General features: G+C 60.8%; 24 protein-coding genes and 2 tRNA genes. 20 read left to right on the top strand and 6 right to left on the bottom strand.

From position 1 onward, the window contains the following. The first annotated feature begins 82 nt into the window (after positions 1-82). The 14 genes from ACYCZ5_RS10500 to ACYCZ5_RS10565 all read left to right on the top strand — a co-directional run bounded on the left by ACYCZ5_RS10500 (position 83) and on the right by ACYCZ5_RS10565 (position 10,605). A tRNA-Val gene (locus ACYCZ5_RS10500) sits at positions 83-158 on the top strand. Between the two features lie 27 nt (positions 159-185). Then, a tRNA-Asp gene (locus ACYCZ5_RS10505) sits at positions 186-262 on the top strand. 77 nt (positions 263-339) lie between these two features. After that, the gene (locus ACYCZ5_RS10510) at positions 340-2,229 is read left to right on the top strand and encodes a SurA N-terminal domain-containing protein (RefSeq protein ID WP_461544750.1); all 1,890 of its coding nucleotides are present in this window, start codon (positions 340-342) and stop codon (positions 2,227-2,229) included. A 154-nt stretch (positions 2,230-2,383) separates the two neighbouring features. Then, positions 2,384-3,013, top strand: coding sequence for a cytochrome c biogenesis heme-transporting ATPase CcmA (gene ccmA / locus ACYCZ5_RS10515; RefSeq protein WP_461544751.1), 630 nt, complete (start codon positions 2,384-2,386; stop codon positions 3,011-3,013). Positions 3,014-3,110: 97 nt separating this feature from the next. Next, a complete protein-coding gene (gene ccmB, locus ACYCZ5_RS10520) occupies positions 3,111-3,794 on the top strand; it encodes a heme exporter protein CcmB (protein WP_461544752.1) in 684 nt (227 codons plus the stop codon). A 6-nt stretch (positions 3,795-3,800) separates the two neighbouring features. Beyond that, on the top strand, positions 3,801-4,538 hold the full coding sequence (gene ccmC / locus ACYCZ5_RS10525) for a heme ABC transporter permease CcmC (protein ID WP_461544753.1): 738 nt from the start codon (positions 3,801-3,803) through the stop codon (positions 4,536-4,538). After that, positions 4,535-4,699: a heme exporter protein CcmD gene (gene ccmD, locus ACYCZ5_RS10530; protein WP_461544754.1), complete on the top strand. Its 165-nt coding sequence runs from the start codon at positions 4,535-4,537 to the stop codon at positions 4,697-4,699. The genes ccmC and ccmD overlap by 4 nt, the downstream gene beginning before the upstream one ends. Next, positions 4,699-5,166, top strand: a complete 468-nt coding sequence (gene ccmE / locus ACYCZ5_RS10535) for a cytochrome c maturation protein CcmE (RefSeq protein WP_461544755.1) — start codon at positions 4,699-4,701, stop codon at positions 5,164-5,166. The genes ccmD and ccmE overlap by 1 nt, the downstream gene beginning before the upstream one ends. 17 nt (positions 5,167-5,183) lie before the next feature. Continuing rightward, positions 5,184-7,160, top strand: coding sequence for a heme lyase CcmF/NrfE family subunit (locus ACYCZ5_RS10540; RefSeq protein WP_461544756.1), 1,977 nt, complete (start codon positions 5,184-5,186; stop codon positions 7,158-7,160). After that, positions 7,157-7,684 (top strand): DsbE family thiol:disulfide interchange protein, encoded by a 528-nt coding sequence (locus ACYCZ5_RS10545; RefSeq protein ID WP_461544757.1) that lies wholly within the window; start codon positions 7,157-7,159, stop codon positions 7,682-7,684. The genes ACYCZ5_RS10540 and ACYCZ5_RS10545 overlap by 4 nt, the downstream gene beginning before the upstream one ends. Then, positions 7,681-8,142 (top strand): cytochrome c-type biogenesis protein, encoded by a 462-nt coding sequence (locus ACYCZ5_RS10550; RefSeq protein ID WP_461544758.1) that lies wholly within the window; start codon positions 7,681-7,683, stop codon positions 8,140-8,142. The genes ACYCZ5_RS10545 and ACYCZ5_RS10550 overlap by 4 nt, the downstream gene beginning before the upstream one ends. After that, positions 8,139-9,395 (top strand): c-type cytochrome biogenesis protein CcmI, encoded by a 1,257-nt coding sequence (gene ccmI, locus ACYCZ5_RS10555; protein WP_461544759.1) that lies wholly within the window; start codon positions 8,139-8,141, stop codon positions 9,393-9,395. The genes ACYCZ5_RS10550 and ccmI overlap by 4 nt, the downstream gene beginning before the upstream one ends. Positions 9,396-9,476: 81 nt before the next feature. Then, a complete protein-coding gene (locus tag ACYCZ5_RS10560; protein WP_461544760.1) occupies positions 9,477-10,061 on the top strand; it encodes a lipocalin family protein in 585 nt (194 codons plus the stop codon). Positions 10,062-10,065: 4 nt separating this feature from the next. After that, on the top strand, positions 10,066-10,605 hold the full coding sequence (locus tag ACYCZ5_RS10565; protein WP_461544761.1) for a CIA30 family protein: 540 nt from the start codon (positions 10,066-10,068) through the stop codon (positions 10,603-10,605). 73 nt (positions 10,606-10,678) lie between these two features. Here the strand turns inward: ACYCZ5_RS10565 and ACYCZ5_RS10570 are convergent, their stop codons facing one another. Together ACYCZ5_RS10570 and ACYCZ5_RS10575 are read right to left on the bottom strand one after the other, a co-directional pair. Beyond that, a complete protein-coding gene (locus ACYCZ5_RS10570; protein WP_461544762.1) occupies positions 10,679-12,469 on the bottom strand; it encodes an N-acetylglutaminylglutamine amidotransferase in 1,791 nt (596 codons plus the stop codon). A 12-nt stretch (positions 12,470-12,481) separates the two neighbouring features. Then, entirely contained in the window at positions 12,482-13,399 is a 918-nt protein-coding gene (locus tag ACYCZ5_RS10575) for a hypothetical protein (RefSeq protein WP_461544763.1), read from the bottom strand. Between the two features lie 241 nt (positions 13,400-13,640). Between ACYCZ5_RS10575 and ACYCZ5_RS10580 the strand changes: the two genes are divergently transcribed. From ACYCZ5_RS10580 to ACYCZ5_RS10595, 4 genes are all read left to right on the top strand, one after another. Continuing rightward, complete coding sequence (locus ACYCZ5_RS10580; RefSeq protein ID WP_461544764.1) at positions 13,641-14,102, top strand: WbuC family cupin fold metalloprotein; 462 nt, start codon at positions 13,641-13,643, stop codon at positions 14,100-14,102. A gap of 22 nt (positions 14,103-14,124) precedes the next feature. Next, positions 14,125-14,961, top strand: a complete 837-nt coding sequence (locus tag ACYCZ5_RS10585; RefSeq protein ID WP_461544765.1) for an alpha/beta hydrolase — start codon at positions 14,125-14,127, stop codon at positions 14,959-14,961. Between the two features lie 71 nt (positions 14,962-15,032). Continuing rightward, entirely contained in the window at positions 15,033-16,148 is a 1,116-nt protein-coding gene (ald, locus tag ACYCZ5_RS10590) for an alanine dehydrogenase (RefSeq protein ID WP_461544766.1), read from the top strand. A 13-nt stretch (positions 16,149-16,161) separates the two neighbouring features. After that, positions 16,162-18,570: a Lon protease family protein gene (locus tag ACYCZ5_RS10595; protein WP_461544767.1), complete on the top strand. Its 2,409-nt coding sequence runs from the start codon at positions 16,162-16,164 to the stop codon at positions 18,568-18,570. Positions 18,571-18,708: 138 nt separating this feature from the next. Here ACYCZ5_RS10595 and ACYCZ5_RS10600 read toward each other — a convergent pair whose 3' ends face one another. Both ACYCZ5_RS10600 and ACYCZ5_RS10605 read right to left on the bottom strand, forming a co-directional pair. Next, entirely contained in the window at positions 18,709-19,203 is a 495-nt protein-coding gene (locus tag ACYCZ5_RS10600) for a BCAM0308 family protein (RefSeq protein ID WP_461544768.1), read from the bottom strand. Between the two features lie 15 nt (positions 19,204-19,218). Then, complete coding sequence (locus ACYCZ5_RS10605; protein WP_461544769.1) at positions 19,219-19,416, bottom strand: SAP domain-containing protein; 198 nt, start codon at positions 19,414-19,416, stop codon at positions 19,219-19,221. Between the two features lie 245 nt (positions 19,417-19,661). Between ACYCZ5_RS10605 and ACYCZ5_RS10610 the strand changes: the two genes are divergently transcribed. Then, positions 19,662-20,750 (top strand): glutaredoxin family protein, encoded by a 1,089-nt coding sequence (locus ACYCZ5_RS10610; protein WP_461544770.1) that lies wholly within the window; start codon positions 19,662-19,664, stop codon positions 20,748-20,750. 170 nt (positions 20,751-20,920) lie between these two features. Here the strand turns inward: ACYCZ5_RS10610 and ACYCZ5_RS10615 are convergent, their stop codons facing one another. Both ACYCZ5_RS10615 and ACYCZ5_RS10620 read right to left on the bottom strand, forming a co-directional pair. Continuing rightward, positions 20,921-21,562 (bottom strand): sensor histidine kinase, encoded by a 642-nt coding sequence (locus ACYCZ5_RS10615; RefSeq protein WP_461544771.1) that lies wholly within the window; start codon positions 21,560-21,562, stop codon positions 20,921-20,923. Next, the gene (locus ACYCZ5_RS10620) at positions 21,562-23,244 is read right to left on the bottom strand and encodes a response regulator (protein WP_461544772.1); all 1,683 of its coding nucleotides are present in this window, start codon (positions 23,242-23,244) and stop codon (positions 21,562-21,564) included. The genes ACYCZ5_RS10615 and ACYCZ5_RS10620 overlap by 1 nt, the downstream gene beginning before the upstream one ends. A gap of 178 nt (positions 23,245-23,422) precedes the next feature. Between ACYCZ5_RS10620 and ettA the strand changes: the two genes are divergently transcribed. After that, entirely contained in the window at positions 23,423-25,093 is a 1,671-nt protein-coding gene (gene ettA / locus ACYCZ5_RS10625) for an energy-dependent translational throttle protein EttA (protein WP_461544773.1), read from the top strand.

The raw sequence follows: 25,093 nt of genomic DNA on the forward strand, positions 1-25,093 counted from the left end.
TGCCAGCTGGAACGTGTGGAAGTTTTTTTGTGCAGGGCCGTTGGCAAAGAGCAAAGTTTCTGTATAATGCGCCGCTTTCCGAGGGTGCTTAGCTCAGCTGGTAGAGCACCGCCCTTACAAGGCGATGGTCGGCGGTTCGAACCCGTCAGCACCCACCAGTAAAGGAAATTGCAGCAAAGGTTTATGGAGTGGTAGTTCAGTTGGTTAGAATACCGGCCTGTCACGCCGGGGGTCGCGGGTTCGAGTCCCGTCCACTCCGCCAAACAAAGGCGAACGAAAGTTCGCCTTTTTTCTTATGTGGTGCACGTTTCGCATCAATCTTTTGACACAGGTGTCTCTATGTTCAATTTTGTGCATGAAAGAAAGCGTGTAGTACAAGTCGTACTAGTGCTTATCATTTTGCCTTTCGCATTCTGGGGCCTTGATTCGTACCAGAACTCCGGTGATGCCGGCGTGATGGCGACGGTGAACGACACCCAGATCGGCCAAGCGGAATTCGAGGATGCGCTCATGCAGCAGCGTCGTCGCATGCAGGAGCTGGCCGGCGAGAATTTCGATCCCGCATTGTTCGACCGCCCGGAGATCAAGCGCTCCGTGCTGGAAGGTCTGGCCACCCAGCATCTGTTGCTGGCGAACGCCAAAGCAGAAGGCCTGACGGTGAGCGACGAGCAGATCGCCCAGATCATCGCCGGTGTCGGCGCATTCCAGAAAGACGGCCGTTTCGACAAGCAGATGTACGAAGCCGCTTTGCGCGCACAGGGCATGTCGCCCGAGCTGTTCGAATATCGCGTGCGTCAGGACATCCTGAACCGTCAATTGACCGATGCCTATGCACAGAATGGTTTTGCCGCCGATACGACTGCGGAAACGCTGATCCGTCTCAATGAGCAGCAGCGCGTGGTTTCGGTCAGCACACTCGCTATGGACGATTTCCTGAAGAACGCGGTCGTGGCGGATGCCGATGTACAAAAGTACTACGAGCAGAATCCTCAGCAGTTCGAGTTGCCGGAGCGCGCGCAAGTCGAATACGTGCTCTTCTCCGCCGATGCATTGGCAGACAAGATCGAGCCGGCGGCTGCCGAGATCAAGGCTTACTACGACGAGCATCTGAGCGAATTCAGCACGCAAGAACAGCGCCAGGCTGCCCACATCCTGATCTCGGTCGCAGCACAGGCGAGCGAAGCGGAAAAGCAGGCGGCCAAGCAACAGGCCGAGCTACTGCTGGCAGATGTGAAATCTGCGCCGGCAAAGTTCGCGGCATTGGCCAAAGAGCATTCGCAGGATCCCGGTTCGGCAGTGAACGGTGGCGATCTGGGTATGTTCGCGCGCGGCATGATGGTCAAGCCGTTCGACGACGCGGTGTTCTCGATGCAGGTCGGCCAGATCAGCGATCTGGTGCAGACCGATTTCGGTTATCACATCATCAAGGTGACAGCGGTCAAGCCGTCCAAGGCGCAGCCCCTGAAAGAAGTGAGCGCGCTGATAGCACAGCGCCTGCGCGCGCAACAGGCGGCAGACCAGTTCGCCGAACTCGCGGAACGATTCAACGATATCGTCTATGAGCAGAGCGACAGCCTCAAGCCGGCGGCCGAACTGGTCGGCGCCAAAGTGGTGTCGGGTCAATGGCTGAGCCGTGACCAGCAACCCGGCGAACTGTGGACTGCCAAGGTTCTGGAAGCGGTCTTCTCTGAAGATGCGGTGAAGAACAAGCGCAACACGGCTTCGGTGGAAGTGAAGCCGAACACCCTGCTGGCTGCGCATGTCACGACCTATCAGCCCGCTTCGGTGCGTCCCTTCGCGGAAGTCGCTTCCGGTATCCGCAAGTTGCTGCAGCATCGCGCAGCGCTGCAGGCTGCAGAAGAGCAGGGCAAGCAGACCCTGGCAGGCTTGCAGGCTGGCGAGAAGAAAAAGATGGTCTGGAAGAGCGGCCTGAAGTTGTCGCGTGCGCAGCGTTCCGATCTCGAGCCGACCCTGTTGCAGCAGATCTTCCTGGCGGACACCAGCAAGCTGCCGGCATATGTGGGCATGGTCGATGCGAAGAGCGGTTATGTCATCGCGCGTATCGACTCGGTAAAGGATGTGGAGAGCACCGATCCTGCCAAGCGTGAACGTTATACGCAGCAGATGCGTCAAGTCACCGGCGAGGCGCTGCTGTCCGCTTATCTGGCCGATGCCAAGGCGGCTGCCGATATCACGATCAAGGCCTTTGCCGACGACAACGTGAAATAAACGATTATTGAAGCACCGAACGAACGCCGCTCACCGAGCGGCGTTTTTCATGGTGAAAAGCCTTTGTGAACGGCGGTCAAGGGGCGGCGCATGGGGCTGGCGCTATCGTATATAATCCCGCGTTCTTTTTTATTGAGCCGAACCTGCAGATTCCATGCAAGCGTCCCCCAAACTGGAAGTGATCGATCTGGCCTGCGAACGTGGCGACCATCGCCTGTTCAGCGGCCTCAGCTTCACGCTTTCCAGCGGCGAACTGATGCAGGTGCAGGGCGAGAACGGCAAGGGCAAGACCACCTTGCTGCGTGCGCTGTGCGGTTTCGTGCAGCCGGTGGCTGGTGCGGTGCATTGGTGCGGTCGCAACGTCGAGGAATGGGACGAGGATTTCCATGCGCAGACTTGTTACCTCGGTCACCTGAACGCGATCAAGGATGAACTGAGCGCGCTGGAGAACCTGCTGCTGACGGCGGGCCTGTCCGGTGTGCAGCTCGGCGAGAAAGCGGCGCTGGATGCCTTGCGCCGCATGGGGCTGCGCCGCAAGGAACACCTGCCGGTGCGCGTGCTGTCACAGGGCCAGCGACGCCGTGTCGCGCTGAGTCGCCTGCTGGTGGTCGATGCCGCATTGTGGATATTGGACGAGCCTTTGACCGCACTGGATGTGGGGGCAGTAGACCTCATGCAGGAACTTATCGGAGAACATCTGTCGAACGGCGGCATGACGATATTCACCACGCATCAACCTTTGCATGTGGCGGGTATCGAAACACGGGAGTTGATGCTGTCATGACGCGTTGCGTGGGAGTAAAGGATGAAGGAATGACAGCATGGCGCCTCCTCCCGCAAACGGCTGGCTGCGCCAGTAACGTGTCGGAGGCGCTGCAGTCATGAGCCGTCTCTCCGTGTTCGGTCTGTTGGGTTTGGTGATCCGGCGTGATCTGTTGCTGGCGATGCGTCGCCGTGCAGACGTGCTGACCACGCTGATCTTCTTCGTGATGGTGGTCAGCCTGTTCCCGCTCGGTGTGGGGCCGGAGCCGGACATGTTGCGCAAGATGGCCGGTGGCGTGTTGTGGGTTGCTGCGCTGTTGGCGTCGATGTTGTCGCTGCCGCGCATGTTCTCGGCGGACCATATCGACGGCACGCTGGAGCAGATGATGCTGGCGCCGCAATCGCTGACCATGATGGTGCTGGGCAAGATCGTCGCGCACTGGATGCTGTCCGGTCTGCCGCTGGTGCTGATCGCCCCGGTGCTGGGTCTGCAGTTCGACATGCCTGCCGATGCGATCGGTGTGCTGATGCTGGCTTTGTTGCTGGGCACGCCGGTGCTGAGCATGATAGGCGCGGTCGGTGCGGCGCTGACGCTGGGCTTGCGCGGCGGCGGTGTGCTGGTGTCGTTGCTGGTGTTGCCGTTGACCATCCCCGTGCTGATCTTCGGCGCGGGCGCGGTCGAAGCAGTAAGTGGTGGTATGGACGCGGCATCCAACTTGTCGTTGTTGGGTGCGTTCTTGTTGTTTGCGCTGGTGTTCTCGCCCTTTGTGGCAGCCCAGGCGTTGCGAATTTCGATGGAGTGATGAAGATTGGCGATCAACTGGTTTAAATATTCTGCCCCCTCCACCTTTTACGGTCTGGCGGGAAAACTGACTCCCTGGTTCGCGTGGCCCGCAGGACTGTTGTTCGTGGCCGGCCTGTACATCGGCTTCTTCGTCGCGCCGACCGACGCCATACAGAGCGAGGCCTACCGCATCATCTTCATCCATGTGCCGGCCTCCATCCTGTCCATGTTCCTCTATCTCATTCTGGCCGGTTATGCCGCGCTCGGACTGATCTTCAAGACCCGACTCTCTTCCATGATGGCCTCCGCGCTGGCACCGACCGGTGCGTTGTTCGCCTTCATCTCGCTTTGGACCGGCGCGCTGTGGGGCAAGCCGATGTGGGGCGCGTGGTGGGTGTGGGATGCGCGCCTGACTTCCGAACTGATCCTGCTGTTCCTCTATCTCGGCTTCATCGCGCTGCAGGCCTCCATCGAAGACCCGCGCCGCGCGGACAAGGCCAGCGCCTTGCTCGCCATCGTCGGCTCGGTGAACGTGCCCATCATCTATTACTCGGTGCAATGGTGGAACACGCTGCATCAGGGCGCGACCATCAAGATGACCGGCACCAGCATGCATGTCGCCATGCAGCAGGGTATGTTCTTGGTGCTGGCCGCCTGCTGGCTGTATGCCATCGCCGTGGCGTTGACGCGCGTGCGCAGCATCATCCTGGAGCGTGAAGCGAATACGCAGTGGGTTAAAGAATTGCAGGAGGTGAAGCAATGACAATGTCCGAATTCTTCTACATGAACGGTTACGCGTTCTATGTCTGGGGTTCCTACGGCGTGACGCTGCTGGTACTTTTGATCGAGATCGCCATGGTCAGGCACAGAAGGCAGTTGGCATTGCGCCAGTTGCGATTGATGAACGAAAGCGGGGACGAGTGATGACACCGAGACAGAAACGACTGGCCTGGATATTGGTAGGTGTCGCCCTTGTGGCGGCAGCGGTAGGACTGGTGCTGTTCGCGCTGAAGAACAACGTCAGCCTGTATTTCACGCCGACCCAGGTCTACAACAAGGAAGCGCCGCAGGAACGCAACTTCCGCATCGGCGGCATGGTGGAAGAGGGCAGTGTGCAGCGTCAGAAAGACGGACTGACCGTACACTTCAAGATCACCGACACTGCAAATTCCATGGAAGTGGAATACAAGGGCATCCTGCCCGACCTGTTCAAGGAAGGTAAGGGCGTGGTCGCGCAGGGCAAGCTCAACGCCGACAATATATTCGTGGCCGAGGAAGTGCTCGCCAAGCATGACGAGAACTACATGCCGCCTGAAGCGATGGATGCGATCAAGAAAGCCGAAGACGCCAAAGCCGCAGCCGGCAACGCAACACCCGCCACAACAAAATAATCTTAGAAAGCGCCAGCATGATTCCAGAGATCGGTAGTTTCGCACTCGTCGTCGCCCTGTTCATCGCCATTGTGCAGGGCGTGTTGCCCATCCTCGGTGCGGCACGCGGCAACGAGGTATTCATGGGCACGGCGCGCACGCTGGCGAACGGGCAGTTCGTGTTCGTCGCCATCGCCATCGCCTGTCTTACTTACTCCTTCATCATCAACGACTTCTCGGTGCTGTACGTGGCGCAGCATTCCAACTCGCAGCTGCCGGTCATTTATCGTGTGGCGGCGGTGTGGGGCGGACACGAAGGTTCGCTGCTGCTGTGGGCCTTCATCCTCACGCTGTGGACGGTCGCCGTTGCCGCCTTCAGCAAGCACCTGCCGCTGGAGATGGTGGCGCGTGTGCTGGGTGTGATGGGTCTGGTCTCGGTCGGCTTCCTGATGTTCATGCTGTTCACCTCCGATCCGTTCGACCGCCTGCTGCCGGCCGCGCTGGACGGGCGCGACCTGAATCCGCTGTTGCAAGACCCCGGCCTGGTGATCCACCCACCCATGCTGTACATGGGTTACGTCGGCTTCTCGGTGGCGTTCGCCTTCGCGCTGTCCGCATTGTTGGGCGGCAAGCTCGATTCCACCTGGGCGCGCTGGTCGCGTCCGTGGACCACGGTGGCTTGGGTGTTCATGACAATCGGTATCGCGCTCGGTAGCTGGTGGGCGTATTACGAATTGGGCTGGGGCGGCTGGTGGTTCTGGGACCCGGTCGAGAACGCTTCCTTCATGCCGTGGCTGGTCGGCACCGCGCTGATCCACTCGCTGGCTGTCACCGAAAAACGCGGCGCGTTCAAGAGCTGGACCGTGCTGCTCGCCATCGCCGCCTTCTCGCTGTCGCTGCTGGGCACCTTCCTCGTGCGTTCCGGCGTGCTCACCTCGGTGCATGCCTTCGCCACCGATCCCGAGCGCGGCGTGTTCATCCTGACATTCCTGGTCGTGGTGATCGGCGCTTCGCTGCTGCTGTTCGCATGGCGCGCGCCCAAGGTCGGTCTGGGCGGCAAGTTCGACATCATCTCGCGAGAGTCGATGCTGCTCTCCAACAACGTGCTGCTGTCCGTGGCCTCCGCCTCGGTGTTCCTCGGCACGCTGTATCCGCTGTTCATGGACGCACTCGGCTTCGGCAAACTGTCGGTCGGCCCGCCGTACTTCAACACAGTGTTCGTGCCGCTGATGGTGCCGCTGGTGATGATGATGGGTCTGGGTCCGGTGGCTCGCTGGAAGAAAGCCAGCCTGCCCGACATCTGGCTGCGCGTACGCTGGGCGCTGGCGACCAGCATGGTGGTCGCCATCCTGCTGCCGCTGGTGATGGGTGAATGGACGCCGCTGATCGGTCTTGGCATCCTGCTGGCCGCCTGGGTCATCACCACCGGGTTCGCCGATCTGAAGCGTCGTATGGGTAACGAAGGCTCGTTCATGCAGCGTCTCAAGGTGCCGTCGCGCAGTTACTACGGTATGCAACTGGCGCACCTCGGCATCGCCGTGTTCATCATCGGCGTCACCATGGTGAAAGGCTACGAGAGCGAGCGCGACGTGCGCATGGACGTGGGCGACACGCTCACCACCGGCGGCTATGTGTTCCGCTTCGACGGCGTGACCGAAGAAGAAGGCCCTAACTACGTCGCAGCGCGCGGCATCGTCAGCGTCAGTCGCGACGGCAAGCCGGTGACCGTGCTGCATCCGGAGAAACGCCAGTACAACGCCTCCGGCATGCCGATGACCGAAGCGGCTATCGACACCGGCTTCCTGCGCGACCTGTACGTGTCGCTGGGTGAGCCTATCCCCGACAGCGAAGCCTGGGCGGTGCGTATCTACCTCAAACCCTTCGTCGACTGGATCTGGGCAGGTTGCCTGCTGATGGCGCTGGGCGGGATGCTCGCAGTGACCGACCGCCGCTACCGTATCAAAGGGCGCAAGGCACAGACCGTCGCCACTGAAAACAAGGAGCAGACAGCATGAGCCGATTCCTGTTACCGCTGGTCATCTTCATCGTGCTGGCCGGCTTCCTGTTCGTCGGCCTCGGTCTCAATCCGCGCGATGTGCCGTCGCCGCTGATCGGCAAACCCGCCCCGGCCTTCACCCTGCCGCAGTTGCACAACGAGAAGAAGAACTTCTCCCCGGCCGACATGAAAGGGCAGGTATGGTTGCTCAACGTGTGGGCCTCCTGGTGCGTGTCCTGCCGCGAAGAGCACCCGGTGCTGATGGAGCTGTCTCAAAGGAACATCGTCCCTATCTACGGCCTCGACTACAAAGACAAAGCGGAAGACGGCAAGATGTGGCTGGCGCGCGGCGGTGATCCTTACGTGCTGAGCGTGATGGATCGCGAAGGCCGCATCGGCATCGACTACGGTGTGTACGGCGTGCCCGAGACCTACGTCATCGACAAGCAAGGTGTCATCCGTTACAAACACACCGGCCCGGTAACCCAGTTGAGCCTGATCGAAAAGATCCTGCCACTCGTCGCGGAGCTGCAAAAGAAATGAAAAAACTATTCATCCTGATGTTGTGTATGTTGCCGACATTCGCTATGGCCGGTGAAGCACAAGACATGGCAGCCGACCCTGTGCTGGAGAAGCGCATGATCGGTCTGGCCGAAAAACTGCGCTGTCTGGTGTGCCAGAACGAATCACTGGCCAGCTCGCACGCGGACCTGGCGGAAGACTTGCGCCGCGAAGTGCGCGAGCTGATGCAAAAGGGCATGAGCGACCAGGAGATACTCGACTATCTGGTCGCCCGCTACGGTGATTTCGTGCTGTACGAGCCGCCCATGAAGAGCTATACCATGCTGCTCTGGTTCGGCCCGTTCGCCTTGCTGTTCGTGGCCGGTCTCGGCCTTGTGATGCAGTTGCGCAAACGCCGCGAGACCGTGCCCGAGGCAAACCTGACACCCGAGGCGCATCAACGCGCCGCCGCCCTCCTTAACGAAGAAGACAAATCATGACCCTGTTCTGGATCCTCTGCGCGGCGCTGGTCGCCATCGCCATCGCCTTCATCGTCTATCCGCTCTGGCGCGGCGCACCCAAGCGCAACGACGTCGCGCGCGACGCCGCCAACCTCGAGATTCTGCGCGACCAGATCGCCGAGATGGATACCGACTTGAAGAACGGTCTGCTCACCCCCGAACTGTACGAGCAAGGCAAGCGCGAACTCGAAACGCGCGTGCTGGAAGAAGTGGTGCCTGCCGCCACAACACCGGCAGGCAGCCCGAGCAAGACACTGGCCATCGTGCTGGCCGTGCTGCTGCCGATCATGTCGGTCGGCGTCTATCTGGTGGTGGGTGACGTCGGCGCGCTGTCGCCTGCCAACCCGCATGCCGGCATGAGCTCGGGCGGCGAAGTGCGCACCGACACCGGCATCAGCGCGCTGGAGAAACGCGTCGCAGCCAACGATCAGGACGGCGAAGCGATGGTGTTGCTGGCGCGCAGCTACATGGAGATCGACCGTTTCGCCGACTCCGCCAAGGTCTATGCCAAGCTGGTCAAACTGATCCCTGATGAGGCCTGGGTATGGGCCGACTACGCCGATGCGCAAGCCATGGCAGCAGGCCAGACCCTGCGCGGCAAGCCGACCGAATTCATCAACAAGGCGCTCCAGCTCGACCCCAACCACATGAAGGGTCTGGCGCTGGCCGGTTCCGCCGCCATGGAACGCGGTGATTTCGCCGCCGCCATCAAGTACTGGGACAAACTGCTCAAGCAGTTGCCACCGGGCAGCGAGGACGCCATGGCCATCCAGGGCGGCATCAACGAGGCACGCCAACTGTTGTCGCACATGAAGAGCGGCGGCAAGACGGCGCCGATGCTGGAACAGATCGCACCGCCAGAGCAGATGGCGCCCGCTGCCGCAGGCAAGGAACGCATCACCGGCCGCGTCACGCTCGATCCTTCACTGAAGGGCAAGTACAGCCCGGACGACACCCTGTTCGTGCTGGCCCGCGCAGCCGAAGGTCCCAAGATGCCGCTCGCCATCGTGCGCATGCGCGTGGCCGACCTGCCGCTGGACTTCGAGCTGGACGACAGCATGGCCATGGCGCCGCAGATGACGCTCTCCGCCTTCGACCAGGTCGTGATCGTGGGCCGTATCTCCAAGTCGGGCACGGCCATGCCGCAAGCGGGCGACGCCGAAGGCTTCAGCGTCACCGTCAAACCGGGCACCAGGAACGTGAAGCTGAAGATCGACCGCGTCGTGCAATAGGTTGTGAATGCGCCGCGAAAAAGCCGCCCCGATCTTCCGGTGCGGCTTTTTTGTTGGCGGTAACAATATAAGGAGCGTGATATGAGATCGAAACTGATGACAACTTGCCTGACCGCTGCGATGTTGCTGTGGCAATCGACAGCCGGTGCTCAACCCTTGCAGACCGTCGCCGAGGTCGACCTGCAACGCTATCTCGGTCGGTGGTTCGAGATCGCCAGCATCCCGCAATATTTCCAGCGGCAATGCGTAGGTGATGCCATGGCTGAATACGCGCAAGCCGGTGAAGACATCGCCGTCACCAACAGTTGTCGCACGGAGAACGGCGAACGCTCGGTAGCGCAGGGGCGGGCGAGGGTGGTCGATGCGGCCAGCCGCGCCAAGCTCGAAGTGACCTTCGTCAAACTGTTCGGCTGGCTCTACCTGTTGGGCGGAGACTACTGGGTGATCGATCTCGCATCCGACTATCGCTACGCCGTGGTCGGCCATCCCGACCGCGACTACGCCTGGATACTGTCCCGGCAGCCCGCGTTACCGATGCCGGACCTGATCGCCATCGAACAGCGTCTGCGCGAGAACGGCTACGACAGTTGCGCCTTGCTCACCACCATCCAGACCGGCGGCCTGTCGGAGAAGATGCCGCTGTGCAAAGTCGTCAAGAAGGAATAGCACCATGTCTGCCAAACCGGATGCGAATGGTCGCGTCTCACTGCTGATCGATGACAGATCGAGTGACTCGCTGCATATTGCCGGCGACCGTGTATGGCGCATCGTCACCGACACCGTGATGGGCGGCGTCTCCTCGGCCACGCTGGAGCCGGCACGGACACAAGACAGAAACTGCCTGCGCATGCGGGGGGATGTCTCGCTTGAGAATAACGGTGGGTTCGTTCAGGCGACGCTTGATCTGCTGCCGAACGGATTCCTCGATGCCAGCGCCTACCTCGGGATAGAGATCGATGTATGCGGCAACGGCGAGTCCTACAACTTGCATCTGCGAACGGCGGACACCCGCATCGTGTGGCAATCCTATCGGGCCGGATTCATCGCCGACAGTCGCTGGCAGACATTGAAGATCCCTTTCCAGTCGTTTCACCCGCACCGTATCGACACGCCGCTGGATACAGCCCATCTGCGCAGGCTGGGCGTGGTTGCGATAGGCAGAGCGATGCAGGCCGATATCAGTATCGGTCGTCTGGCACTGTACGCATGACTGTCATACACGGACGATAAGTCTTTGGCATTGTCAGTAGGTCCGACATCGCATATGACAAGGTGCCGTTAGCTTAGTATTGCTGCGCCTTATCCACGTTCAGCTGCAACCAGTATTCCAGCAGTGCCAGATGCCACAGCTTGCTGCCATTCAGTCGCGTGAAGTGCGACTCCGGTTCTGCCAGCAGTTTTTCCACGTAAGCCTGATTGAATAATCCGCGTTTCTGGCAGGCATCCGACAGCAGGATGTCGCGCATGAATTGCAGGAATTCGCCGCGCACGTATTTGAGGGCGGGGACGGGGAAGTAGCCTTTGGGGCGGTCGATGACGCTGTCGGGGATGAGGCCGCGCGCGATGGCTTTGAGGGGGAACTTGCCGCCTTCTTTCAGGCGCAGCGAGGGCGGCATCTTCGCTGCCAGTTCCACCAGTTCGTGGTCGAGGAAAGGTACGCGCGCTTCCAGTCCCCAGGCCATGCTCATGTTGTCCATGCGCTTCACCGGATCGTCCACCACCAGCGTGCTCACGTCGAAACGCAACACCTGGTCGAGGAATTCGTCGGCATGCGGCTTCGCCAATTCTTGGGCGACCAGTTCGCTGGTGACATCCTCGGTGCGGTAAGCGTCGCTCACCGTCTCCAGATATTCGGCGTGGTCGCGGTCGAAGTAGTGGTTGCGGAACTTGTCCAGCGCGCTGCCTGCGGCCGCATCCATCTTCGGATACCAGAAATAGCCGCCGAACACTTCGTCCGCACCTTGTCCGGCCAGCACCACTTTCACATCCTGCGACACTTGCTCCGCCAACAGATAGAAGGCGATATTGTCCTGGCTCACCATCGGCTCGGACATGCTGCGCACCGCTTCCGGCAGGCGCTTCAAGACTTCGCTGTTGGGGATGAGCATCTTGTGATGTTGTGTGTCGTAACGCGCCACCACCTGATCGGAATATTCGAACTCGTCGCCTTTTTCTGCATCACCGCCGATGTCTTCGAAGCCGATGGAGAAGGTGCGCAGGTCGGGCACATGGTCGGCCAGCAGCGCCACGATCAGGCTGGAATCCAGCCCGCCGGAGAGCAACACGCCGACCGGCACGTCCGCCGCCAGACGGTGGCGCTCAACCACTTTCTTCAACACATGACGCGTGGCGTTGAGCCAGTCCTGTTCGCTCAGTCCCACATCGGGGCGTGTCGCATCCAGTTCCCAGTAACGCTTGAGTTCGACGTCGCCCGCCGCCGTGATGCGCATCCAGTGCGCCTGCGGCAGTTTGCGGATGCCGTTGAGCAGGGTACGCGGTGCGGGGACGGAGGAGTGCAGCGTGAGGTGATGGTGCAGTGCGATGGGGTCGATGCTGGTGTCGATGCCGCCGCCCGCCAGCAGCGCTTGCGTGCTGGAGGCGAAACGCAGCGAGGCGCCATCCAGCGAGTAATAGAGCGGCTTGATGCCGAAACGGTCGCGCGCCATGAACAGTGTGTTGTCGCGCATGTCCCAGATGGCGAAGGCGAACATGCCGTAGAAGTGCGCCACGCAATGCTCGCCCCAGGCGTGGTAGGCCTTGATGATGACTTCGCTGTCGCCGTCGGAGAAGAAGTCGTAGCCCATCTCCTGCAACTCTTCGCGCAGCTCGCGGTAGTTGTAGATGGTGCCGTTGAACACCAGAGCCAGATGCAGCGCCTCGTCCACCATCGGTTGGCGCGAGCGGTCGGACAGGTCGATGATGGACAGGCGTCTATGGCCGAAGGCGAGCGGCCCGTCGGCATACATGCCGGAGGCGTCCGGCCCGCGCCGGGTCAGCGCGTCGGTCATGCGCAGCAGTCGCGCGTGGTCGGGAGTTTGTTTATCGAAGCGTAGTTCGCCGCACAGGCCGCACATGGATGGTTACTTTCAGAATTCGATGGAGGGACGGATCACGAAGGTCAGCGTGTTGTCGGTGATGCTGCGCAGACTGCCGGCATACTCCTCCGGACTGGTCCAGATGAAACCGGCGCTGAGCGTCGGCGTAAAGCCTTTATCGGGCAGCGGCAGCTTCTTGCCGGCAATCAATTCAGTGCGCACCAGCTTGCCGGTCTGCTGCAGGAAGTGCATGCGGAACTCGGCGGTGGTGTTGTCCAGCCAGTCGAGACCAGGGGAATGCAGTTCGGTATTGCTGCGCGACAGGGCGATGTAATACACATCGTTCACTTCGACATTGTTGTGGAACTTGGCACCGCCACGGAAACTCCAGGAAAGTTTCTTGTCGGTGTAATCGAGCTGGCCTTTGATCTTCCATTCCAGTTCGAACCAGTGATCCTCGACCAGCATGTTGTTCTTGATGTGCTTCTCGCCCATGCTGATCAGATAGCCGGTGTAGCCGTAGTTGTTGCCGATACGAGTTTCGCCGGGACGCTTCAGCTTGGCCACGTTGCCGAAGAACAGCGACACAGCCCACGGCTCCTGGAAACCGGCGGTCAGTGACTCGATGATGTTGAAATTCTTGCCTACCGCCGCGCTGTCGTAAAAGCCGCGATGATGGGTCTTCAGCCAGGTGCCCAGTATCGGCATCGGATACAGACTGGCTTCCACCGTCATATAGCGCGGCACGACAGAGTCCTTGATCAGCTCGCGGTAGATCACCGCTTCGCTGCCGGATTCGATGGTCGGGATGGGTTTATCCGTGAGCGGGATGTTGTAGCCCGCGTTGGTGTAGTAAGGGTCGAACTCGTAGACGAACTCGGACTGCGCTGACTCTTCCTGTGCCTGGGCCGTCCCGAATGCCAGAGCGGCGAGGGCGGAGAGCAGGTAAGGGCGCAGGGATAGAGGCATGGCTGGATTCTATAGGGCATCTCTAAAAATCCAAACTTCGTCGTAATACTGCGTTGCTCGCAAAAAATTACTCCTTACATATCAATCATATGCTGCGTCGCAATTTTTTGCTCGCGCCTTGTCTTACTTAGAATTTTGAATTTTTAGAGACGCCCTTATCGGCAGATGCCCCGGCCGCAAAGCAAAGCCGACTGCCGCAAAGGGTTTCGGTAGAATGAGCCATCACCAACAGGAGCGAACCTTGAAACGACTCACCACCAGCGATCTGGCCGATCTGGGCCAACAGGCGCAAAACGCGCCGCGCCTGCGCATGAACAGCAACCTGCATACCGACCTCGCCGATCCCGTCCAGCGCCTGGCCATCGCCATGGAACCGGACACCCTGATCCTGCCGCACCGCCATCCGCATACTTGGGAAGTGCTGACCGCGCTGAAAGGACGCTTCACCGTGCTGGTGTTCGACGATGCGGGCAGCGTTACCGAGCGCGCCGAGCTGGGCGAGGATTGCAGCGTGGTCGAGATCCCCGCCGGCGGCTGGCATGCCGTGTTGTCGCGCGATGTTGGCGCGGTGATCTTCGAAGTGAAGCACGGCCCGTATGCGCCCATCGCGGAAGCAGACGTGGCGGCGTGGGGCAAGGGCCGCACGGCCACGGAATTGAACGCGTGGTATGCCAAGGCACAGGTGGGCGAGCGTATCGCCTGACGAAGCGATCCATGGAGGAGCGATGCGACTGATGTGGCATGTGCTGGGTATGTTGCTCGCGGTCTATGTCGGCCTTGCGTTGCTGCTGTTCCTTTTCCAATCGCGACTGGTGTTCTATCCGCAGATGGATCGAACGCTTTCCACCACGCCCGCGCAGATCGGCTTGCCTTTCGAGGAGGTAAATCTTAAGGCCGCCGATGGTGTCGAACTGCACGGCTGGTATGTGCCGGCCGTAAAACCGCGCGGCACGATACTGTTCACGCATGGCAACGCGGGCAACATCTCGCATCGTCTCGACTATGTGGCGATGTTCCACCGTCTCGGCTACAACACCCTCATCTTCGACTACCGCGGCTACGGCAACAGCAGTGGCTCGCCTTCCGAGCAGGGCACCTATCTCGATGCCGAATCGGCATGGGCATACGTCACGCAGATCAAGCATGAACCGGCCTGTCGCATCGCATTGCTCGGCGAATCGCTGGGCGGCGCGGTCGCCGCGCAGCTGGCCTCCCGGCATCGACCGGCCGCGCTGGTGCTCGCCTCCAGCTTCACCTCCGTACCCGATCTCGGACAGCAACTCTATCCCTGGCTGCCGGTGCGCTGGCTGGCGCGCATCCGCTACGACACGCGCGCCTATCTGCAGCAGGCGCAGGTCCCGCTGCTGGTCGCCCACAGTCCGCAGGACGAGATCATCCCCTATGCGCATGGGCAGGCGCTGTACGCCGCAGCGCGCGCGCCCAAGACCTTCCTCGAACTGGCCGGTGGTCACAACGACGGTTTCATCTTCATGCGCGAGGACTGGGTCGGTGCGCTGCGCGATTTCCTCGATCACCACGTGGGGGCCGGCTGCGGGCGCTGAGCGCGACATTTGGCAGGCGGACGCGGTAGTATCGGTATGCGTGTCAGGCAGACACGGAACAGAGGAAGAACATGAAAGTCGGCATTCCTAAAGAGATCAAGACCAACGAGAGCCGTGTGGCGATGGTGCCGGCAGGTGTCGAGGCGCTGGTCGCCGCCGGTCACAGCGTGCTGGTGGAAACGGGCGCGGGCATCGGCAGCGGTTTCGATGACTTCTCCTTTATGGCGGTGGGCGCGCAGATCGCGCGCGATGCCGATGCGGTATGGGCGGCAGCCGATCTGATCGTGAAAGTGAAAGAGCCTATCGAGGCGGAATGGAAACGCATCCGTCCCGGCCAGATCATCTTCACCTATTTCCATTTCGCGGCCAGCGAACGTTTGACGCAGGCCCACCTTGTATCCGGTGCGATCTGCATCGCCTACGAGACTGTGGAACTGCCCTCGCGCGAGTTGCCTTTGCTGACGCCGATGTCGGAAGTGGCGGGGCGCATGGCGGTGCAGGAAGGCGCCAAGTATCTGGAGAAGCTGCACGACGGTCGCGGCATCCTGCTGGGCGGCGTGCCCGGTGTGGCACCGGCTAAAGTGGTGGTGCTCGGTGCCGGTGTGGTCGGCGTCAACGCGGCCAGGATCGCCGCCGGAATGGGTGCCAATGTGGTCATGCTCGATGTCTCGCTGGAACGGCTGCGCTACCTGAGCGAAGTGATGCCGGCCAACGTGCAGCTGCTGTTCTCCGACCGTCACCAGTTGCTGGCGCAGATCGCCGATGCCGATCTGCTCATCGGCGCCGTGCTGATCCCCGGCGCGGTCGCGCCCAAGCTGGTGCGTATGGAAGACCTCAAGCTGATGCGCAAGGGCGCGGTCATCGTCGATGTCGCGGTCGATCAGGGCGGTTGCGTCGAGACCACGCGCCCGACCACGCACGAGCATCCCACCTATGTGGTGGACGGCGTGGTGCATTACGCCGTGGCCAATATGCCCGGTGGCGTGCCGGTCACTTCCACACTGGCGCTGACCAACGCCACCCTGCCGTATGTGCTGCAACTGGCGGACAAGGGCTACCGCGAGGCGCTGAAACAATCGCCGGCCTTGCTCAACGGCCTGAACATCATCGCGGGCAAAGTCACGCACCGCAAAGTCGCCGAAGCCTTCGGCATGCAATACCATCCCGCAGAATCCCTGCTCGATTGAGAAGATAAACAATATGCCGACACCCAGCCTGACACCCGCCGAACTCCGCCTTTCCATCCAGCCCGACGCGCTCGGTTTCGCCGACACCAGCGAACTGCTCGACCACCCCTTGCGCTGGATCGGTCAGGAGCGCGCCGAGATGGCCGCGCAATTCGGTTTGCAGATGGCGCAGCCGGACTACAACCTGTTCGTGCTGGGCGAGGTCGGCAGCGGCCGTACCTCTTTGCTCAAGCGTGCGATGCATGCGGCAGCCGTCAACCGTCCGGTGCCGCCCGACCTTTGCTATCTGCACAACTTCGATGTGCCGGAGCGTCCGCTGGCCCTGCGCCTGCCTGCCGGGCAGGGGCGGCAGCTGCGCCAGATGATGGTGCAGATGGTGAAGACGCTGATCAAAGAGATCCCGCTACGCTTGAACGGACAGGACTTCAAGACCGAGAGCGAGCGCATCGAGAGCGAGTACAAAGCCGCCGAGGCGAAGGAATACGCCGCGCTGGACGCATCCGCCGAGCAGCGTCGTTTCACCCTGCATCGCGAGAGCGGCCACATGGTGTTCACCTATCGCAATGCCAAAGGCCGCACGCTGACCGAAGAAGAGATGCTGGCGCTGCCCAAGGAACAACGCGCCCAGATCGACCAGGCCGAACTGGAACTGCGCGGCGAGATCAGTGTGTATTTCGACAAGACGCTCGCCATGGGACGCACCAAGGACGAAGCGCTGGCCGCGCTGCGGCGGCAGGTGGTGAAACCGCTGCTCGATCACGAGCTGCAGGAGATACGCACCGCACTGAAGAAACAGATCAAGGACTCGGTAAAACTCGGCACTTATCTGGATCAGGTATCGCGGGATATTCTGGACAAGGTGGAATTGTTCGACCCGCTGCCCAGCGATGACGACATCCGGCTGGAGGCGCTGAACAAGCTGTTGTCGCGCTACCGCGTCAATCTGGTGGTGGACAACGACGGACTCACCGGCGCGCCGGTGATCGTCGAAGACAATCCCATGTACCGCTCGCTTTTCGGCAGCATCGAATACCAGTCGGAGAACGACGTGCTGATGACCGATTTCTCGCGCATCCGCGCCGGCAGCCTGCACAAGGCGCACGGCGGTTTCCTCATGCTACATCTGCGCGACCTGCTGGCGGACGGCTTGGTGTGGGAGAAGTTGCGCCGTCTGTTGCGCAGCGGCCGCCTGCAGATCGAAGAGCCGGGCACGGCCTTCACGCCCATCGCCACCGTCTCGCTGGAACCGGAAGCGGTGGATGTGGATATCAAGATCGTACTGATCGGTTCGCGTGAACAATATTACGAACTGCAGGAGAACGACCCCGAGTTCGCGCGCCGCTTCCAGGTCAAGGTGGACTTCGCCGGGAGTTTCTATGCCAGCGCCGAGACGCGCCATGCCACGGCGATATTCGTCGCCGACGCCTGCAAGCAGCGCGGCCTGCCGCATTTCACCGCCGCCGCCGTGGCGCGTCTGCTGGAAGATGCGCACCGCGCGGTGGACGACCAGTCGCGCCAGAGCGCGAACTTCGCGCGCATCGAAGCGCTGGTGATGGAAAGCGCCTCGTTGTGCACGGCGCGCAGCGCAAAGCTGGTGGAAGTGGCGGATGTCGATGCCGCGCTGGCCGCGCGCATCAAGCGCCACGACTATCCCGAGCAACGCATGCACGAAGCCTTCGCCGAGGGCGACCTGCTGGTCGATGTGCACGGTGCCAAGGTCGGGCAGATGAACGCGCTCACCCAGATCGATCTGGGCGAATACCGTTTCGGCTTCCCGGTGCGGCTCACCGCGCGCACCTACGCCGGCGAGGATGGGCTGGTCAACATCGAGCGCGAAGTGGAACTGTCCGGCCCCATCCACGACAAGGGTGTGTTCATCCTGCAGAACTATCTGTCCGCCCTGTTCGCGCATAACGCGCCGCTAAACTTCAACGCCTCCATCGTGTTTGAGCAGGAATACAACGGCGTGGAGGGTGACTCGGCCTCCTGTGCCGAGCTGTACACCCTGCTGTCGTCACTGTCCGGATTGCCCATCAAGCAGGGCATCGCCGTCACCGGCGCGGTGAACCAGCACGGCGAAGTGTTGCCGGTGGGCGGGCTGAACGAAAAGATCGAGGGTTACTTCAACGTTTGCGTGGCGGCGGGTCTGGACGGCAGTCAGGGCGTGTTGATCCCGCACCGCAACCGCCGCCATCTGATGCTGTCACGCAAAGTGATCGACGCGGTCGATCAGGGCTTGTTCCACATCTACACGGCGGAGCATGTCAGCGAAGGCATCGAATTGCTCACCGGCCTACCGGCGGGTGTGGCGGACGAACATGGCGAATATCCGCAAGGCAGCGTGCTGGGCCACGCCCAGCAGACCTTGCTGGCGTTCCATCACGCGTGTCAGGAATCAGGGCACCACAAGAAAGAGGACTAGGGAAGGGCGGATTAAGTCCGTTCGTGGTGAGTATTTTTCGTTCGCTCCCTCGATACACCGCGCAAGCGCGGCACTCGGGACGAACGGAAAATGTATCGAACCATGGCTTGCGGATTTAATCCGACCTTCCCCGTCCGTTCAGCGCGACCAGCTCACCCGCAACAGATTCTGGTCCGGGTTGTAGTGGTATTCGAGATCTCCCTGATAGGCATGCTGCAATGCCTCGCCGATGCCGCGCGCGAGATGCATATCGGTGGTGGTCACCATGAGACCGTCGGGTGTCTCATCGATATCCATGACGCGCTGTAAAGGGTGTTCGGCTTTCTCGTGATCTTCGTGATGGCTGATCAGTTGCCGGATCTCCGTCTCGTGCGCAGTCAGAAAATCCCCGCTCAGTGCCAGGAAGCCCGCCGGGAATTTATCGCGTATGCGCTGGCAGGCCGGGCATGGCGTCTCGTGCGCGCCGGCGGGCGCGTCCATCCATTGCCAGCGTCCGCCATGGAACACGGCACCGCAATCCGGGCAGCGGGTCGGTTCGGCGGGTTTGCCTTTGCTCTGATAGGTGTCGTGCACCGCTTCCTGCATGAGCTGGTCGCGACGGACGAGATTGAAACCGGGGGGGTGCTTGGACATGACGATCTCCTTTTCTTAGCAACGGGCTGCCGTTTCGAAACAATCCTCACGCCAGCGGCAATTCAACTGGTCGCATCGGCCTTCTTTGGCCGTGGCGAAACAGTCGAAATTCTTTTCGGCGGTCTGGATGCTGCGGATCAATTCGATCTTGTACATATGATCGGGGCGGACGCCGCGAGATTTGGCGATGCTGTGTAGCTCTCGCATATTCATGACGATTCTCCTTGTTGCAAGGCGCTGGTCACAATAAGCTTGCACGCGGTGATCAGCGTGGGCGGGAGGATTATTCTTCTCCTATAACAATATGATTGCAAGGAGCAATTTATACCCATGAAACGGGTGTTCGGCAGAGCTGGGCAGGACGGCTTGAATAGTCCCGTATCAATGCATCCGGCATCTGTGCTGTTCCGAACAGATACACTCGACACGAATCGTTAGGGATGGAAAGGACGGGGAAATTGAGCAGGTTTTTGCTGTTTTTGCTGTTCTCGCTGCTGTCAGTAACGGCGAGTGCAGTGTCGGACGTGGCACCGACGGCGGACATCGAAGCCTTCGTGCACGAAGGCTGTCCGCACTGTGCCAAGGCGCAGGTGTTCCTTGCGCAGTTGCAGCAGGAACAGCCGGACTTGCACATCGTCGTGCGCGATGTGGGCAAGGAAGATGCCGCCATGCAGCGCCTGCAGCAGATCGCCGCCGGCCACGGCCCGGTGCGCGTGCCGACCCTCTATATCGGTGGACAGCTCATCGTTGGTTATTCCGCAGAGAGCGGCACCGACCGCCTCATCCGCGACACGCTGGCGAACCACCGCCAGCACACGCGCGAGTTCAGTGTTGAACTTTTCGGGCAGGTGCTGACGCTGGAACAGATCGGCCTGCCGCTGTTCACGCTCACACTGGGTCTGCTGGACGGTTTCAATCCCTGCTCGATGTGGGTTTTGCTGCTGATGCTCTCGCTGCTCGCGCCGCTCAACGACCGCAAGCGCATGTTCGCCGTGGCGGGCACTTTCATTGCAGTGCAGGGCATCGCCTACTTCCTGTTCCTTGCCGCGTGGCTCAACCTGTTCCTGCTGGTCGGGCTGTCGCGAATTTCCGAGCTCGTCATCGCGGCGCTCGCGCTGTTCGCTGGGGCGGTCAACCTCAAAGACTTTTTCGCCTTCGGTCGCGGGCTGTCGCTGTCCATCCCGCAAGCGGCCAAGCCCGGCATCTACCAGCGCATGCGCAACATCCTGCAAGCCCGCAACCTGGGGGCTGCCATCGTCGCCACCATCGTGCTCGGCGTGCTGGTGCAGTTCGTCGAGCTGATGTGCACCTCGGGTTTTCCCGCGCTGTTCACGCGCATCCTCACCCAGAACGAACTGGACGGGGCGAGCTACTACGGCTATCTGCTGTTGTACGACCTGGCCTACATGCTGGACGATCTGCTCATCCTCGCCGTCGGCGTCTATACGCTCAGCCAGCATCGGCTGCAGGAGAAGGAAGGGCGCGTGCTCAAACTGTTGAGCGGGCTGGTGATGGTGGGGTTGGGGATATATTTGCTGCTGCCTTGACGCCGGATGCACCGGCGTTTCGCTGATGATAGAAAGCCAGGGAAGGTCTGATTAAGTCCGTTCGTGGTGAGTATTTTCCGTTCGCTCCCTCGATACACCGCGCAAGCGCGGCACTCGGGACGAACGGAAAATGTATCGAACCATGGCTTTCGGACTTGATCAGGCCTTCCCTAGGCGGTATGCAACGCCAACCTGAACAAGGCCCCGCCGTCCGGTGCATCCGTAAGGGAGACATCGCCGCCGCCGTGCGCTTCGACGACCGCTTTGCACAAGGCCAGCCCCACGCCGGTCGACGGCGCATTGCCTGACGGGTGATGCAGTCCGGGGCCGTCGTCCTGCACGAAGAAGGTCACCGTTTCTGCATCCTGCTCGAACCATACCCGCACATTCCCGGCGGCATAACGCACCGCGTTGTTCAACGCCGATTCGATGGCCATGCCGGTCAGGTACTCGTCCAATTGCGCGGTGCCGCCATGTTTCAAACCGGGCGCGATGCGGATGCGCGCTTCGTCCACTTCCAGCGCGAATTCGTGGCCGTGTTTGCCGCTGGCGGAAGGGCTCACATCCAGCGTGTCCTGCAGGAACTCGTTCAGATCGACCTCGGCCAGATTGGGCTTGAGTCCGAACTGTTCATGCTTGTAGAGCGTGAGGAATGAGACCAGCCGTCCCTTGAGTTCGCTGCAACGCTGGTAAGCCTTGCGCGCCTCTTCCGGCATGTTCGGGTGATGGTTGAGCTGCTCCAGATCGGCTTCCAGCAGGGCTAGCGAATTCTTGATGTCGTGGATGACCAGTGTGGATAGTGCTTGCTTCATCAGGCCCCCGATAGTTGGTTATAGAAGCGGTAGAACGCCATCACCTTCTCGTTCTGCGGCACCAGCTTGTCCAGCGTCGCCAGATACTGCTTGGCACGTGCGTCGATCTCTTCATCCATGCCGTCCTTCTTGAGCCACAGCAGATGCAATTGCGCGGCGGCCAGCAGGGCTTCGATGTTCTCGTCGTGGATGGCCAGTGCTTCGTTCACCTTGCTGAACGCATCTTCGAAACGCGCATCGCGCATCAACTTGTGCGCCTCGTCCACCAGCACCAGTATCCGTCGTTGCCCCGCGTCGATCACGTCGTGCACCTTGTCGTGCCGGCCGGTGTCGTGCATCGACTTGCTCACATGACGCGCGATGCGATGGCGTTCCTTGCCGCTGGCCTGCACCGCCTGGGTCATCAATTTCAAGCCGAGGATCTCGTCGCCCAGTTTCAGTGCCGCCTTGCCTAGCCGGTTCATCGCGGCGCTGGTGTTGTTGTCCGGCGTGATGAGGCGCTGCGAACGCTCCAGCAGCTTCTTCGCCTTGTCCTCATCACCGCTGTCGAAATACGCCTGCGCCAGAATGGCGTTCTTGGAGATGCCGAACTCGTCCTTCTCGGCATATTTGCGCGCGTTCTTCTCCAGCGTGTGGATCGCGCCCAGCGGATCGCCCAGGTCGGTCTGTATCTGCGCCAGCGCCAGAAAGTCATCCGGCTTCTCCGTGATGGAGCCGTTGGAAAGCTTGATGGCGGATTCCGAGAACTGTTTGGCGTCATCCAGCTTGCCCAGCAGAAAGGCAGATTCCGCCGTGGTGCGGAAGCGCTTCGCCGTGGGCAGGATCTCGGCAGCACGCGCCGCCATCTCGTGCGCGCCTTCCTCGTCGTGCAGCTCCAGGCGGATGTCGGCCAGCAACTCGTAGGCCGCCACATAGCTCGGATGGCTCTCGATGATCTCGCGTGCAGACTTCTCGGCCGCTTCCAGATCGCCGGACATGCGCTGCGCCCGCGCAAAACCGATCTTCACCCAGGGCACATTGTCGTGTTTCTCGAGTGCCTGCCGGTAAGTGGCGAGCATGTTCTGCACATCGTTCAGTTCATGCTGTGCCTCGGCCTTCAAACGCAATGCCGCCATCTGCCAGCGGTCGATGCTTTCCATGGCCAGCAACTTGTCGCATTCGCTCACCACCTGTGCATAGTCTTTCGCGTCCATCGCCGTCAGCGCGGGCATCAAAAAGTTGCGGCGGTCGAACAGGCGCTCAAGGCGCGCACGCAGCTTCTTTTCGGGGCAGGGCTTGAGGATGTAATCGTCCGGTGCAAACTCGGCCGCGTTCGCCACATAGGCGTATTCCGCCTCGGCGGTGACCATCACGAAGATGGTCTTCGCGCTCAGCATGTTTTCGTTGCGCAGGAATTCGAGGAAGTGCTGGCCGGAGCTGGCACGGTTCAGGTTGTAATCGCACAGGATCAGGTCGAACTGGCGGATCTCAAGCTGGCGCAGCGCCTCTTCGGCATTGGATACGCCTTTCACCGAATTGATGCCCATCCATTCCAGTTGTGAGGTCAGCGCATGGCGCATCGCGCCCATGTCGTCGATCACCAAAGCGGTGAATTTGTCGAACTGGATGAACTCGCTCTGAACGGTCGGTTTGGTGCCGCCGATGATGTCGGCCATCGTCCCTGCGCCGGACTTTTCCTGCATCGATACGCTCCCTGATCGATATTGCGAAGTGTCGTAACGTACGTTGCGTTACGGTAATGACCAGAATCATAACGAAAAACACAGACGTGTCAGGGTTTTTCTCGGTGAACATAGCGGAGCTTTGCGGTAAGCTACGCCACCTTTTTGAATCAACTTCCAGCAAAGAAAGCACAAGCAAATGGCACAAGGTCAATATGTAATGTCCATGCTCCGCGTGAGCAAGACAGTCCCCCCCAAGCGTCAGATCATCAAAGACATCTCCCTCAGCTTCTTCCCCGGCGCCAAGATCGGCCTGCTCGGTCTGAACGGCTCGGGTAAATCCACCGTGCTGCGCATCATGGCCAAGCAGGACAAGGAATACGACGGCGAAGTGCAACACCTGCCCGACATCAAGATCGGCTACCTGCCGCAGGAACCCGTGCTCGATCCAGAGAAGACCGTGCGCCAGGAAGTGGAATCCGCCCTTGGCGAAGTGATGGAAGCGCAGTCCAAGCTGGACGCGGTGTACGCCGCCTATGCCGAAGAAGATGCAGACTTCGACGCGCTGGCCGCCGAGCAAGCACGGCTGGAGAACATCCTCGCCGCCAGCGGCAGCGATGCCTCGCACCAGATGGAGATCGCTGCCGACGCATTGCGCCTGCCGGAGTGGGACGCCGTGATCAAGAACCTTTCCGGTGGTGAGAAGCGCCGCGTGGCGCTGTGCAAGCTGCTGCTGGGAAAGCCCGACATGCTGCTGCTCGACGAGCCCACCAACCACCTCGACGCCGAATCCGTGGAATGGCTGGAACAATTCCTGGTGCGCTTTCCCGGCACCGTGGTCGCCGTCACCCACGATCGCTACTTCCTCGACAACGCCGCCGAATGGATCTTGGAACTCGACCGTGGCCACGGCATCCCGTGGAAGGGCAACTACTCCAGCTGGCTGGAGCAGAAGGGCGAGCGACTGGCACAGGAACAGAAGCAACTCGACGCGCATTCAAAAGCGATGAAGCAGGAACTGGAATGGGTGCGTCAAAATCCCAAAGCGCGCCAAGCCAAATCCAAAGCGCGTATCGCACGCTTCGAAGAACTGAACTCGCAAGAACACCAAGCGCGTAACGAAACGCAGGAGATCTTCATCCCCGTCGGCGACCGTCTGGGTAACGAAGTCATCGAATTCGAGAACGTCAGCAAAGCCTACGGCGACCGTCTGCTGATCGACGACCTCAGCTTCAAGATCCCGCCCGGTGCCATCGTCGGCATCATCGGCCCCAACGGTGCCGGTAAATCCACACTGTTCCGCATGATCACCGGCAAAGAGACACCGGACAGCGGCACCATCAAGATAGGCCAGACCGTGAAGGTCGCCCACATCGACCAAGCGCGTGACTCACTGCAAAACGACAAGACCGTGTTCGACGCCATCTCCGGTGGAAACGACATCTTGACCGTCGGCAAATACGAAACTCCGGCGCGTGCGTACATCGGCCGCTTCAACTTCAAAGGTGGCGACCAGGCAAAACTCGTCGGCCAACTCTCCGGTGGTGAGCGTGGCCGTCTGCATCTGGCGCAAACCCTCATCGCGGGTGGCAACGTCCTCCTGCTGGACGAACCCTCCAACGACCTCGACGTGGAAACCCTGCGTGCGCTGGAAGACGCCTTGCTGGAGTTCGCCGGCTGCGTCGCCGTTATCTCCCACGATCGCTGGTTCCTCGACCGTATCGCCACCCACATCCTCGCCTGCGAAGGCGATTCGAAGTGGACGTTCTTTGATGGTAACTATCAGGAATACGAAGCGGACAAGCGGAAGCGTTTGGGTGAGGAAGGCGCGAAGCCTAAGCGGATTCGGTATAAGCCGATTAGTCGGTAA

This window comes from Sideroxydans sp., from assembly GCF_054604835.1.

Bases quoted from the DNA above. Each gene is read 5' to 3' on its own strand.
- ACYCZ5_RS10510 (WP_461544750.1), top strand. From the start codon at position 340: ATGTTCAATTTTGTGCATGAAAGAAAGCGTGTAGTACAAGTCGTACTA.
- ccmA (WP_461544751.1), top strand. From the start codon at position 2,384: ATGCAAGCGTCCCCCAAACTGGAAGTGATCGATCTGGCCTGCGAACGT.
- ccmB (WP_461544752.1), top strand. From the start codon at position 3,111: ATGAGCCGTCTCTCCGTGTTCGGTCTGTTGGGTTTGGTGATCCGGCGT.
- ccmD (WP_461544754.1), top strand. From the start codon at position 4,535: ATGACAATGTCCGAATTCTTCTACATGAACGGTTACGCGTTCTATGTC.
- ccmE (WP_461544755.1), top strand. From the start codon at position 4,699: ATGACACCGAGACAGAAACGACTGGCCTGGATATTGGTAGGTGTCGCC.
- ACYCZ5_RS10540 (WP_461544756.1), top strand. From the start codon at position 5,184: ATGATTCCAGAGATCGGTAGTTTCGCACTCGTCGTCGCCCTGTTCATC.
- ACYCZ5_RS10545 (WP_461544757.1), top strand. From the start codon at position 7,157: ATGAGCCGATTCCTGTTACCGCTGGTCATCTTCATCGTGCTGGCCGGC.
- ACYCZ5_RS10550 (WP_461544758.1), top strand. From the start codon at position 7,681: ATGAAAAAACTATTCATCCTGATGTTGTGTATGTTGCCGACATTCGCT.
- ccmI (WP_461544759.1), top strand. From the start codon at position 8,139: ATGACCCTGTTCTGGATCCTCTGCGCGGCGCTGGTCGCCATCGCCATC.
- ACYCZ5_RS10560 (WP_461544760.1), top strand. From the start codon at position 9,477: ATGAGATCGAAACTGATGACAACTTGCCTGACCGCTGCGATGTTGCTG.
- ACYCZ5_RS10565 (WP_461544761.1), top strand. From the start codon at position 10,066: ATGTCTGCCAAACCGGATGCGAATGGTCGCGTCTCACTGCTGATCGAT.
- ACYCZ5_RS10570 (WP_461544762.1), bottom strand. From the start codon at position 12,469: ATGTGCGGCCTGTGCGGCGAACTACGCTTCGATAAACAAACTCCCGAC.
- ACYCZ5_RS10575 (WP_461544763.1), bottom strand. From the start codon at position 13,399: ATGCCTCTATCCCTGCGCCCTTACCTGCTCTCCGCCCTCGCCGCTCTG.
- ACYCZ5_RS10585 (WP_461544765.1), top strand. From the start codon at position 14,125: ATGCGACTGATGTGGCATGTGCTGGGTATGTTGCTCGCGGTCTATGTC.
- ald (WP_461544766.1), top strand. From the start codon at position 15,033: ATGAAAGTCGGCATTCCTAAAGAGATCAAGACCAACGAGAGCCGTGTG.
- ACYCZ5_RS10595 (WP_461544767.1), top strand. From the start codon at position 16,162: ATGCCGACACCCAGCCTGACACCCGCCGAACTCCGCCTTTCCATCCAG.
- ACYCZ5_RS10600 (WP_461544768.1), bottom strand. From the start codon at position 19,203: ATGTCCAAGCACCCCCCCGGTTTCAATCTCGTCCGTCGCGACCAGCTC.
- ACYCZ5_RS10605 (WP_461544769.1), bottom strand. From the start codon at position 19,416: ATGAATATGCGAGAGCTACACAGCATCGCCAAATCTCGCGGCGTCCGC.
- ACYCZ5_RS10615 (WP_461544771.1), bottom strand. From the start codon at position 21,562: ATGAAGCAAGCACTATCCACACTGGTCATCCACGACATCAAGAATTCG.
- ACYCZ5_RS10620 (WP_461544772.1), bottom strand. From the start codon at position 23,244: ATGCAGGAAAAGTCCGGCGCAGGGACGATGGCCGACATCATCGGCGGC.
- ettA (WP_461544773.1), top strand. From the start codon at position 23,423: ATGGCACAAGGTCAATATGTAATGTCCATGCTCCGCGTGAGCAAGACA.